10 protein-coding genes are annotated in these 13,100 nt (G+C 33.7%); 2 read left to right on the forward strand and 8 right to left on the reverse strand.

Annotated features, from left to right (window positions below; translation table 11 throughout):
• Positions 1-54: 54 nt before the first annotated feature.
• Complete coding sequence (locus O6P34_RS01810) at positions 55-1,026, forward strand: App1 family protein phosphatidate phosphatase (protein ID WP_269685627.1); 972 nt, start codon at positions 55-57, stop codon at positions 1,024-1,026.
• Between the two features lie 32 nt (positions 1,027-1,058).
• Here O6P34_RS01810 and O6P34_RS01815 read toward each other — a convergent pair whose 3' ends face one another.
• Positions 1,059-2,966, reverse strand: coding sequence for an ABC transporter ATP-binding protein (locus O6P34_RS01815; RefSeq protein ID WP_269685628.1), 1,908 nt, complete (start codon positions 2,964-2,966; stop codon positions 1,059-1,061).
• 65 nt (positions 2,967-3,031) lie between these two features.
• Here O6P34_RS01815 and O6P34_RS01820 point away from each other — a divergent pair, with 65 nt between their 5' ends.
• Positions 3,032-3,415 carry a DUF983 domain-containing protein gene (locus O6P34_RS01820; RefSeq protein ID WP_269685629.1) on the forward strand — a complete coding sequence of 128 codons (384 nt, stop codon included), beginning with the start codon at positions 3,032-3,034 and terminating at the stop codon, positions 3,413-3,415.
• Positions 3,416-3,417: 2 nt separating this feature from the next.
• Here O6P34_RS01820 and O6P34_RS01825 read toward each other — a convergent pair whose 3' ends face one another.
• From O6P34_RS01825 to topA, 7 genes are all read right to left on the reverse strand, one after another.
• Positions 3,418-4,470 carry an NAD(P)/FAD-dependent oxidoreductase gene (locus tag O6P34_RS01825; protein WP_269685630.1) on the reverse strand — a complete coding sequence of 351 codons (1,053 nt, stop codon included), beginning with the start codon at positions 4,468-4,470 and terminating at the stop codon, positions 3,418-3,420.
• A gap of 90 nt (positions 4,471-4,560) precedes the next feature.
• The gene (gene porN / locus O6P34_RS01830; protein ID WP_269686714.1) at positions 4,561-5,451 is read right to left on the reverse strand and encodes a type IX secretion system ring subunit PorN/GldN; all 891 of its coding nucleotides are present in this window, start codon (positions 5,449-5,451) and stop codon (positions 4,561-4,563) included.
• 48 nt (positions 5,452-5,499) lie between these two features.
• The gene (porM, locus tag O6P34_RS01835) at positions 5,500-7,047 is read right to left on the reverse strand and encodes a type IX secretion system motor protein PorM/GldM (RefSeq protein ID WP_269685631.1); all 1,548 of its coding nucleotides are present in this window, start codon (positions 7,045-7,047) and stop codon (positions 5,500-5,502) included.
• Between the two features lie 48 nt (positions 7,048-7,095).
• Positions 7,096-7,746 carry a type IX secretion system motor protein PorL/GldL gene (porL, locus tag O6P34_RS01840; RefSeq protein WP_269685632.1) on the reverse strand — a complete coding sequence of 217 codons (651 nt, stop codon included), beginning with the start codon at positions 7,744-7,746 and terminating at the stop codon, positions 7,096-7,098.
• A 38-nt stretch (positions 7,747-7,784) separates the two neighbouring features.
• The gene (porK, locus tag O6P34_RS01845) at positions 7,785-9,194 is read right to left on the reverse strand and encodes a T9SS ring complex lipoprotein PorK/GldK (RefSeq protein WP_269685633.1); all 1,410 of its coding nucleotides are present in this window, start codon (positions 9,192-9,194) and stop codon (positions 7,785-7,787) included.
• Between the two features lie 124 nt (positions 9,195-9,318).
• Positions 9,319-10,470: a formimidoylglutamase gene (locus tag O6P34_RS01850; protein ID WP_269685634.1), complete on the reverse strand. Its 1,152-nt coding sequence runs from the start codon at positions 10,468-10,470 to the stop codon at positions 9,319-9,321.
• A 3-nt stretch (positions 10,471-10,473) separates the two neighbouring features.
• Positions 10,474-12,993, reverse strand: coding sequence for a type I DNA topoisomerase (gene topA / locus O6P34_RS01855; protein ID WP_269685635.1), 2,520 nt, complete (start codon positions 12,991-12,993; stop codon positions 10,474-10,476).
• Positions 12,994-13,100: the final 107 nt, after the last annotated feature.

Consider the following 13,100-nt stretch of genomic DNA (forward strand, 5'->3'; position numbering starts at 1 on the left):
TATTTATTGATTAAAATAATTAACTTGGAACTTCTATCAAAAGTACCACAATAAATGAAGCCTATTTTAAAATTATACCGCGGATATGCAAATGAGCAAGAATTAATTGTGATGGGACATGTATTTAAACCTACAAGAACAAAAGATTACGATTTCAAGAAAAAAAATTTCAAAAATGCAGGCTCAGTTATCAGCATGTTTCGAATTAAAACACATGCCAATGCGGATGTTTATTTAGAATACGGCACGAAAAAAATCCATACAAAAACCCTAAAAGATGGTTATTTTAAATTCTGTGTGCCTTTATTAGAACATGAAGACCGTTACGGCTGGATAGATTACCAAGTGAGTATCATTCATGAAAACAAAACGATTGTAACTGAAGAAAGTTATATTCGTCCACAGAAAGGAAACCTTGGAATTATCTCCGATATTGATGATACCTTTTTGGTTTCTTATTCTTTAAATCCAATAAAGAAATTATATATATTATTGTTTAAAAACGTGGACTCCCGAAAAGTTTTTGAAGATGTAGTCCCACATTACCAAGCTTTAAGTGCTGCTGGGAGAAATACTATTGGAGAAGAAAATGCTTTTTTTTATGTGTCAAGCAGCGAGTGGAATTTGTATCGTTTTATCGAAAGATTTACAGCCATTCACAAATTACCTAAAGCTGTTTTATTATTAAAAGATATAAAAACCAGTCTTACTGATTTTTTTATTACAGGACGCGGCAGTCACAATCATAAATTTGATAAAATAAAACACATTTTAGAATTTTATCCCAATTTACAATATGTTTTATTAGGAGATGATTCTCAGCATGATCCTTATTTGTATGAAGCTATTTGTAAAATTTTCCCAATGACAGTCAAAGCCGTTTATATCCGGCAATCTCGAGGCCATCAAAAAGAGAAGGTAAAAAATATCATGAAAAATCTGGAAAGCTTAAATGTAGCTGTCTGCTATTTCAAACACAGCAGTGAAGCAATTGCTCATTCTAAAACAATTGGAATAATTTCATAAAAAAAGAGCTCCAAATTGGAACTCCTTTTTTTTTACAAATTATCTATTTCTTCCTGAACAATTTCCCAATCTAATAAGAGTTTGTCTAGCTCCGCTTTCTTTTTATTGTAGGCCATAAAAAAAGAAGCGTCTTCAATATGTTTATCATAATTAGAAGCTAACATTTTATCATCATGCTGAATGTCTTTCTCCAATTGCTTGATTTGACTTTCCACTTTACTCAATTTATTTTGTAAAGCTTTCCCTTTTTTCTGATCTTCATAAGAAGCTTTGTTACTTTCCTTTGGTGCGGCAGCTTTTTGAGCGTCTTTTTTCTCAACTTCACGCATATTTTCCATATTGCGTTGTTCCAAGAAATAATTAATATCCCCTAAATATTCTTTTATTTTCTGGTCTTTGAACTCGTAAACTAAATTCGACATACCTTGTAGAAAATCTCTATCGTGTGAAACCAACAGTAATGTTCCGCCAAACTTTTGCAATGCAGCTTTCAAAACATTTTTAGATTTTATATCCAAGTGATTCGTTGGCTCATCCATCAACAAAACATTGATAGGTTGCAACAACAGTTTACATAATGCTAAACGGTTTCTTTCGCCCCCAGAAAGCACTTTTACCTTTTTCTCTACATCATCGCCACGAAACAGAAAAGAACCCAGCATATCGCGAACTTTCATTCGGTTTGTGTCTGCAGCAGCATCTTCCATCGTTTGCAACAAAGTAATTTCTCCATCAAGGTATTCTGCTTGGTTTTGTGCAAAATAGCCTAACTGAACATTATGACCTAATTTTATATTTCCCTGATATTCAAATTCATTGACAATCGCCTTAATAAAAGTTGATTTCCCTTGTCCGTTTTGACCAACGAAAGCAATTTTACTTCCACGTTCTACCAATAAATTAATATCTTTTAAAATCGTTTTATCACCGTAACTTTTAGTTACATTTTCGGCTTCAACCACAACTCTTCCCGGTTCTTTTGAAACTGGAAAAGAAATATTCATCACTGAATTGTCATCTTCATCGACTTCAATTCGTTCTACTTTATCTAATTTCTTAATTAAAGATTGCGCCATCGAAGCTTTGGATGCTTTGGCACGGAATTTCTCAATTAATTTCTCTGTTTCTTCGATTTTCTTGGCTTGATTTTTTTGGGTAGCCAATTGTTTTTCGCGAATCTCATGACGCAATTCTAAATATTGAGAATAAGGTTTATTGAAATCATAGGCTTTCCCAAGTGAAATTTCTATAGTTCGATTTGTCACATTATCCAAAAACATTTTATCATGCGATACAATAACAACAACTCCCGGATAATTACGAAGGAAACTTTCTAACCAAATGATACTTTCAATATCCAAGTGATTCGTTGGCTCATCTAATAGCAAAACATCATTGGCTTGCAATAATAATTTGGCCAATTCAATACGCATTCTCCAACCTCCAGAGAAAGTTTCTGTTTGATTATCAAAAACGTCTCTTTTAAAACCAAGACCCAAAAGAATTTTTTCGGTATCACCAACATAATTGTAACCTCCTAATAATTCAAATCGATGTGTGTAATCAGATAAATCTTCAATAATCTGACTGTATTCATCACTTTCATAATCGGTACGGGTAACTAACAAGTGATTAATTTCTTCAAGCTTTTTCTCAACAATTTTAATCTCCGTAAAAGCTTCGTATGCTTCTTCAAGAACAGTTCTTCCTTGTTCAAAATCGATATCTTGACGCAAAAATCCCATACGGAGATCTTTCTCTTGTGAAATAACACCCGAATCAGGAGCAAAATCCTTTGCCAACATTTTTAACATGGTGGATTTTCCAGCACCGTTTTTACCAACAAGACCTACTCGGTCTCCAGCTCCCAATCGAAAGGTAACTTCTTCAAACAAATAAGTACCACCAAACGAAACGGATAAATTGTGTATATTAAGCATATTTTGTGACTAATGTTACATAAGGAACTTTTCAAAAAATGTACCTTTGTTAAAAATTTTTGCAAATGTTAAAAAAAGGATCCAAACTAAATAGTATTTTAACAGGAACTTGTCCTAAATGTCAGAATGAGAGTATGTATTTAGATAAAAACCCGCTTCATTTGGGTTCAGTTCTAAAAATGAATGAAAAATGCAGCCATTGTGGTTTAAAATATCAAATCGAACCTTCGTTCTTTTATGGAGCAATGTATGTAAGTTATGGATTAAATGTAGCAGTTGGAATTGCTGCGTTTATAATCTCTAATGTTATTTTTAATTCAAGTCTAAAAGTAGCTTTTGCTGCAATAATAGCTTCTCTGATTATTTTATTCCCATTTGTTTTGCGTTGGTCCAGAAACATATACATCAATATGTTTGTTTCTTACGACCCTTCAACAAACAAAAAATAACCCTATTTTTTCGTTTTATTGCGAAATCGTTGAATATCAATTTCCTTATCTAAAGGAATTTGATGTTCAATTTGATCAAATAATGATTTAGCCATAGCTGGACCAAGCATAACTCCTCGCGTTCCTAAACCATTAAGAATATGCAATCGGTTATATTCTGAATGTGTCCCAACTAAAGGTCTTCTGTCTTTAACGGTTGGTCGGACACCTGCAAAATGTTCGATGATTTCAAAATCACAATTGATAATCTCTTTTATTCTTTCAATCAATTCCGCTTTCCCTTCTGCTGTGGGCAAATCCGTTTTGTCTTTCCAATTGTAAGTTGCACCAACTTTATATAAATCGTTTCCAATGGGCAAAATAAATACACTTGTATTTATAATTACATCCAAATCTAAGGTTGGAGCTTTGATGGTAAATAGTTCACCTTTGGTCCCGTCTAAAGGCAAATTATTAAAATACGGATTGGAATGAATACCAAAACCTTCGGCAAAAATAATCTGTTTGGCTTTAATATCTTTGTATAAAACACCATCAGAATCAAATTTCAAGGCACAATAATCAAAGGTTTCTTCAAGGAACGAATGATTTGCCAATAAATATTCTCTGTATTTTTCTACTAATAATGCAGTGTCAACATAACCTGTTTGTAAAACTTCACCATAACCAAAAGGAGAATCAATTCCCTGATATTTTTTATAAATTAAATTGGTCGATAAAAAAGGAGCCAAAGTAACTTTATCAGATGCTGAAAACCAATTATTTTGCTCTTCAACAGAATAAAATTTTCTCAAAATTGGTTTCTTGAAATCAAAATCAATCGCTATTTTTTGGCGTAAATCAGCATAAAACTGATTCATAATAACCAGTTGTGGTTCTGCCTGCCAAACTTCACTAAAGCGTTTTAAAATAACCGGATTATATAAACCTCCTGCAATCCTAGATGAATTTTGGGAATTATTATCTAGAACCAAAATCGTTTTATTATTATTTAGTGCAATTTCAGAAAATGAAATGCCTGCTAAACCTGAACCTACAATTAAATAATCAATCATTTAGAGAAGTATTTTTAAACCAATACAAAGTAACATAAAACAAAAAACTCTTACCATTAAGTAAGAGTTTTTTGTTTTATGTAAATTGAATTAATAATTCCACATATCTTGTTCAAAATTTCTAATTTTTTCTTTTACTCTTTCTGATTCCAGCAATTGATTTTGAGAGTTATCTTTCATGTATTCCTCAATAGATCGGTCTCCATAAACATTCTCCTCTTTGTAAATAACGCTGTTAAAACGTCTTGAGTTTAAGATTTGATCAAACGAAATCGGCATCGCAGAGTTTTTATCATTGAAAGCTTTTGCTTCATGTAAAACCTCTCTTGCAGCAGGGAAAAATACCCAAAACAATTCGATATAATCCTTCTCTTCACTATTCATTGTATAAACATCTGGAGTAATAGGACATATACCTAGCAAACGATATTTCAATTCACTTTGACGTTTATCAAAATACCAATATCCTTTGATTTTATATTGTGTAACATCCTGAGCAGTTAAATCTTGTCTTGTAATATACTCAGCAGATACTGATTGACCAGCATTAATTTGCTCCCTACCAACATCAGTTGTATCAATACGGGTCAAAGAAGCTTGAATATCTTTCAATGATTTTTTGGTATTAAAGTAACTGTCAGTATATACTTCGGTGATTTTACCATTTCTCATAGCTTTGGTCAATACATCGTATAATGAACGTCTGTCTGAGCCAATATTAGCGGTATCAATTGGAAAGTATAATGCAAAATTAATTTTTTCACTCAAGTCAATAATTTCCCAAGTTGTTTTACCCATCAAGACATCTCTATCATGAACATATCCATATGCCAATGGTTTATCATTGTCTGAAACAAGTTGCGCCGCAGTTTTCAGTCCAATTTGACTTGGAGTTTTAGCATTAAGCAAATTAGATTGTGCAAAAGAAGTAAAACTCCCAGCGACAGTAATAACAGCTATTAAAAAATTTCTTACGTTCATCATGGTATCATTATAAGCTATTGAAGTAGGTTTGTATAAACGTACTTATTATTGTATTTCATAAATTACTGGAGCAGTTCTTGGCAATAAATAACTACCTGCACCAACAAGTTTAGTTTTAATTTCAGAAATGGTAACTTGATCTCCTCTTCCGGCTTTAGAAAGAACAGATTTACATTGAGCGTTTAATTTATTTCCCGGAACAACAACTGTAGGTTGACCCGTAACTTTAAGATTAAAACCAACAACATCTAAACCAACTTCAAAATCAAAATCAACCAATTTTGCTCCAATAGTTGAAATTTCTAAACTTGATTTAGGACCTTTAACCACTCCCATTTCTCCTCTAATTGTTCCGGCAGGACCTGGAATACCTTTAATTCTAAAGGTCTTTCTATCTGTAACTTTAGAGCCGTCAGAAAGAGTTCCTGTTACATTAATAACAGCTTCAGTTCCACTTCCTGGTCTCATTGTGTATTTGTCTCCACCTGCTGGACTTAAACCAGGACCTGATGCAGAAACTTTATCTGCAGAGATACCAGCAAATGAAATTGTCATAGGATTAACAACACCTCTGTACACAACATTCATTTTATCTGCTGATATCGTAGCTGATTTTGGTCTGGCTACAACTACATATTTATCTTTAATAGGCAAACTTACCACTTTACCATTTTCATCAAAATTAAAAGAACCTCCAATTGCGTGTTCTCCAATATTTCCTGCACCAAATGAAAATTTAGCTTGACCTGCTTGTGCTTGAACACTTGAACCATTAACAACAACTGATTTTGCTTTTAATGATGGATCAAATTTTCCTAATATAATTTTACCAGTTACAGCTTCACCTTGAAAGAAAACTGATTTATCAAGAACAACAATTGGCTGATAAGCCGTAAGAGAAGCTGCAGCAATCAAATCCGATTGAAACATTCCTGCCATTACATCGCTTTCAGTTGTTTTGATATCAGCTTGCAATTGAGTCAATTTTGTAACAGTGGCAATTAACGGAAACCCTTTATAGTTATAATCAATCCAAGACAAGGTTGCACCTGCTTTTTCAGAAAAAATAGGTTTAGTTGCAAATCTATTTTCAATTTTTTTCAATTCTGATTCAGCAATAGAGCTTCCACCAATTTGTTTAATTAAGACTGGGTAATTTTTAATTTTATCTAAAAACTCTTGTCCTTGTTTAGAAACTCTGTCTCCCGTAAAAAACAATCTGTCTACTAAATCACCTTTATCCATTTGCTCATACAAATAATTTCCTTGAGCATCTTTTTCGGTTTTCTTAGTAATTTCAGTTTTTATATTTTCTAAGTAATCACTGAATTCTTTAGAAACCGCTCTAATTTTTTCAACTTTTACTTTTTTATCACCATACTGACCAGGCTGATCTTCTGCTTTTTGAGCCAATTGAAGAAATGAAGTTTCATTTCTAGTATCTGTCAAAGCATTAGATTCAACGATTTTATTATTTAAAATTCCAAAAGCAGATAAAACTTCTTTGGACATATTTAGAGCTAACATTGCGATAAAAACCAAGTACATCAGGTTTATCATCTTCTGTCTAGGGGTTAATTTTCCTCCTGCCATATTTTCTAATAATTAGTTTATTGTTTTTTAATTGTAGTTTGAAACTAATTATCCTTTATTTCCCATAGCAGAAAGCATACCACCGTAAACAGTGTTCAATGAAGCAATATTTGCAGTCATTGATTGCATTTGTTCTTTTAATTTACCCGCATTTTCAGCAATTTCTTTATTCGCTTCTGCATTTCTTGAAGCACTTTCTAATTGTACTTTATATAGACTGTTCAAAGATTCCATTTGTGCAGCAGCCAAAGACAATTCTTCACTATATTTTTTTGTAGAAGCAATTGAATCAACAGTTGGAGCAATTCCTTTTGCAGCAGATTCAAAGTTTTTAATACTATTTCCTAAGCTTGACATTAATTCACCATCAATTTTAGCATCTTTCAACATTGCATCTAATTTCTGAGACAATAATCCTTGAGCGTCAGATGGAGTTTCTTGTTTCGCTTTTCTTGTTCCAGAAGCTGTTCCGTTAGCAAGTTCCGGATAAACCAAGGTCCAATCTAATTCATTATCAACTGGTTCAAAAGCAGAAAGCGCAAAAATAGCAGCTTCAACTACAAGACCTATGGTAAGCATTAGATTTCCTGTTATAAATCCAAATTCAAGATGTGTAATTTTGAATAACGCTCCGATGATAACTACCGCAGCTCCCATTCCGTATGCGAAATTCATTGCTTTTTTGCTCAATAATGCCATAATGTTTTTTTTTAGGTTATTTAATTTTAGATTTGGGTTTATTTATTTTTTCTTTTAGAGGTTCCTGTTGTTTGTGTTCCCATGTAATCTTGAACAGTTCTAAAACCAATGAAACTTCTTGCTGAATCTGCATACTCGAAATCTCTTGTACTTACTTGCAGGAAGTAAGCAACATCTTTCCAAGAACCACCACGAACTACTTTTCGTTTGTTTGAAGCATCAAGCACATTCGGATTCATTGTAGAAACATATTCGTATGCATTTGGGTCGTAGGAAGAATCTGTCCATTCTGAAACATTTCCTGCCATGTTATAAAGATTATAACCATTAGGTTCGTATGACTTAGCTTCTACAGTATATAAAGATTGGTCTGCTGCATAATCTCCTCTATTTGGTTTGAAATTAGCAAGGAAACAACCTCTGTCATTTTTAGTATACGGTCCACCCCAAGGATATGTTGCAGACTCTAAACCACCTCTAGCAGAATATTCCCACTCTGCTTCTGTAGGCAATCTGAAAGAATTGATTAAATCATGTCCTTTCTTTTTGGATTTAATGTAAGAATTTTTGTTTAAGGTTCTCCAAGCACAAAAAGCTTTTGCCTGTGTCCACTTAACTCCTACAACCGGATAATCTCCATAAGCTTTGTGCCAGAAATAATCATTGTGCATTGGTTCGTTGTAAGAATAAGCAAAATCTTTTATCCAAACTGTAGTATCAGGATAAACATTTACTTCTTCAGTTCTAATAAAATCTTTTCTTTTTCCAACTTTAGCTTTAGCTGCAGCTTGAATATCCATCCAAGAATAACGGAATTTAAGTTTATTAACATCTATAGTTCTCAAACCGTTGTAAGATGCTTCTATTGGCAAATACATAGAATCCATAACCTCAGCATAATAAGCATCAGGATATGATTTAGTATCTTTAATTAATTTTACTTTTTTATTTAATTTTCTACCGGCATAAGGATCATCATCGGTCCCGATACTATAATAATTGTCATACATGTATTTATCGTATGCAGTCATTTTTTCAGGATCTGAATCATTGAATGCAAAATCAGCAATACTACCGGCATTTTTACCTTTACCTGTTGATTCCCCAGCTTTCTGACCGCTTTCATCTGCTAATATAGCTAAACGAACTCTCATAGTTGAATCTTTTACCCATTCTACAAAAGAACGGTATTCACTATTAGTAATTTCTGTTTCGTCCATATAAAAAGATCGTACAGTAACTGTTTTTGTTGGTGCATCCTCAACATCAGCTAAATCGTCATCAGGTTTACCCATAATAAAAGAACCTCCAGGAACTAAAGTCATTCCATAAGGTTTTTCAGGATACCATTTTCCTCCTTTAACTCCAACTAACTCTCCTTTGTCGCTTGATTTACCACAGCCAATTAATAGTGTCAAAATTGCCGTAAATGCAATGAGCTTCTTCATAAAATTTGGGTTATCTATTCATTATTCTTAAAGTGTGTAAACCTATTTATTATTTTTTTAAAAAGCAATTTTTTTATAATAAACAACATTCTTTTTTTAAAAAACACCAAAAGGTAAACGAATTCTATATGATATTCTTACGTTGTGCTTTCCACCATCTTTCCGGTAGCTCTTGATTACACGCTGCTAAGTACTCCTCATATGAACACGGTAATAACGTATTTCTTTTTAATTTATTATTTCCATTTGAAATAAATGGTATTTCTATCCACCATCTATCCGTTTTATTACTTTTATAAAATACTAATTCTTCTTCTTCCAAAGGAACGATATACTTTAAATAATTTTCTCTGCTACCAAAAGGATATTCATTTGAGCGATAATGAAACCCCTCAATAAAATACCAAATTATCTGTGCGATAATAACCGATTCCTGAACAGAATTATTATGATTAAAAATTCCAAACAAAGAAACTTTATCACTTATTCCGGCATATCTGGATAACGAACAAATTTCTTTTCCATTAAAACCATTTGGAGAAAAAGAAACAAAATTCCCCGAATCAGCTGATTTTACCGAATTTAAATCAAGGCTTACCAAATCAGCATCTCTAAATACAGGTTCCGAAATCGATATGTTATTCGAAACTTCCCCTAATCGGTAGCCATCAAAGAATAATTTTTCGACCAAATCAATTTCTTCTTGCGAATTATAATACGTTTGATATCCTATATTGCAATAGTTAAAGAGATTATTAGGTTCATCAATAATTATTTTTGTCAAATAAGAAGTTGCGGAAACTTCCTCACTTTCTTTACCAAAATCAAATTTACTGTCAATAGCTACTAAATTCACCATTTGCTCCAAATCATCATAAGCCCTGTAAAGCGCATATGTCAAATCTTGGGAACCACCAATTATAATAGGGATTATTTTTTTCTTGATTAATGCCAATGCTACTTTTCGCAAAGCAAAATAAGTATCTTCAACGGTATTTCCTGCTAAAATATCTCCCAAATCCGCAATTGAAGCATCCCAATTTCCAGGATACAAACCATACAATTCTTTTCGGGCAGCCATTAAATCTACTTCTGAAATTGAAGTGTTGTTACCGCGATTCTCCAAAACACCAATTAGTGCGATTTTAATTTTGTTCACATCCGGAAATTGCTTCTCCGTGTGCAAAACAATTTTGCTTCCCAATTGCTGAGAAGACAATCCACTTATAAAGTCAAGGATTTCAGTATTTACAGGGGCCAGAAAATCAAATTCCATCTCTTATTTCTTTTTTGCTACTGCTTTTTTAGCCACAGGTTTTTTTGCAGTTGTTGCTTTTTTAGCTGGCGTTTTCTTAACCGGTGTTTTCTTAGCTATCATTTCTTGAACTTCTTCCAATGTCAATTTTGTCGCATCAACATCTTTGCTTAATTCTATTTTAATTTTGCCTTTGGTAATAACCGAACGTCCCCAACGGGCTTTTTCGACCAAAATACCTTCGTCCTCCCAGTTATGTAAAACTTTATCGATATTTTTTTGTAATTTATCTTCAATCAACGCTTCGATATCCGATTGCGATAAATTATCAAAATCATACTTTTTAGATACATTTATAAAAATTCCATTCCATTTGATAAACGGACCAAAACGACCTGTCCCTTTTTGTACGCCTTCACCCTTATAAACAGCAATTGGCGCATCGGCTAAAGCTTTTTCGTCAATTAATTCCTGAGCTCTTTGCATATCAACACTCAACGGCTCTTCCCCTTTTGGCAAAGAAACAAAAGCGGCTCCATGACGAATATAAGGTCCATAACGACCGTTACTTACCTCAACTTCTTCTCCTTTATATGTACCTAAATTTTTAGGCAATAAAAATAAATTCAGAACTTCCTCAAGAGTTATATTCCCAATATTTTGATCCGCCATTAAACTGGCAAATTTCTTATCTTCATCATCTGCTTCACCAATTTGAGCCATCGGACCAAATTTGCCCAAACGAACCGAAACTTGTTTTCCCGATTCCGGATGCTTTCCCAAAATTCGTTCCCCACTTTCTCTGTCAGCATTCGCTTCAACGTCCTTAACAGTCGGGTGGAACTTATCGTAAAACTCCTGCATCATTTTTGCCCATTCGATATTTCCTTCGGCAATTTCATCAAAATCCTGTTCCACTTTGGCAGTGAAATTATAATCTAAAATATTTCCAAAATTCTTAACCAAGAAATCCGTAACAATAGTTCCAATATCTGTAGGAACTAATTTTCCTTTATCAGAACCCGTATTTTCTTTCAGCAGTTTCTCGTCTACTTTTCCGGATTGCAATGTCAGTTGCGTGTAATTACGTTCCTGACCATCCAGATTTCCTTTTTCTACGTAATTTCTGTTGATAATTGTAGAAATTGTTGGCGCATAAGTTGACGGACGACCAATCCCTAATTCCTCTAATTTTTTCACCAAAGAAGCTTCGGTGTATCGGGCAGGTGGTCTAGAATACCTTTCGGTTGCTGAGATATAATTATTTTGTAGTTTTTCATTGACTTTCATCGCTGGCAACATTCCTTCTTGCTCTTCTTCATCGTCATCATGACCTTCCAGATAGACTTTTAAGAAACCTTCAAAAAGCAAAACCTCTCCAGATGCTGTGAATATTTCGCCATGATTATTCGCCTCAATTTTCACATTGGTACGCTCTAATTGTGCATCACTCATTTGTGAAGCCAACGTTCTTTTCCAAATCAAATCATACAAACGCGCTTGGTCTCTGTCGATATTCACAGTGTGACGAGACATATCAGTAGGACGAATTGCTTCGTGGGCTTCTTGCGCCCCTTTACTTTTATTGACAAAAGTTCTAGGTTTAGAAAATTCCTTTCCGTAGGATTTAATGATTTCAGCTTCGGCAGCTTCCATTGCGTCTTTAGACAAGTTTACACTATCGGTTCTCATGTAAGTAATGAGTCCGGCTTCGTACAAACGTTGTGCCAATTGCATGGTAATTCCAACAGGTAAGTACAATTTACGCGCAGCTTCTTGTTGCAAAGTCGAGGTCGTAAAAGGTCCGGTTGGTGATTTTTTGGTAGGTTTAGTTTCTAAATCTGAAACTTTATAGGTAGAACCGATATTTTTATTTAAAAAATCTTCGGCTTCTTTTTTAGTATTAAAATTCTTTGGAAGTTTTGCTTTGAATGACTTTCCGGCTTCGTTAGTGAATTCTGCTACAACCGAATATGTTGCCACCGCTTTGAAATTATGAATTTCTCTTTCGCGCTCTACAATCAAACGAACAGATACTGATTGTACACGTCCGGCAGAAAGTCCTCCTTTTATTTTTCTCCAAAGTACAGGTGACAATTCATAACCAACCAATCTGTCTAAAACACGACGTGCTTGTTGTGCATTAACTAAATTATAATCAATTTCTCTAGGATTATCGATGGCTTTTAGAATCGCAGTTTTCGTGATTTCGTGAAAAACAATACGCTTAGTTTTGGTTTTGTCTAATTTTAATTCTTCGGCAAGATGCCAAGAAATAGCTTCCCCCTCGCGATCCTCATCACTTGCTAACCAAACCATTTCGGCTTTCTTTGCTAGTCCTTTTAATTTGGTTACCAATGCTTTCTTGTCGGCAGAAACTTCGTATTTAGGTTTGAAACCATTTTCTACATCTACACCAATTTCTTTAGAAGGTAAATCAGCAATATGCCCATAACTGGACTCTACTTGATAATCACTTCCTAGAAATTTTTCGATTGTTTTCGCCTTCGCAGGTGACTCCACTATAACTAAATTCTTTGCCATTGCTCTATTTTTCTGGGACAAAAGTATCTAATTTTTTTAAATATTGGGCTTTTGATTTTACTTTTGAAGTATTTCACAATCATTAATAGGTAAGTTTTAGCCATACT

The organism is Flavobacterium lacustre (genome assembly GCF_027474525.2).
Taxonomy (GTDB): Bacteria; Bacteroidota; Bacteroidia; order Flavobacteriales; family Flavobacteriaceae; genus Flavobacterium; species Flavobacterium lacustre.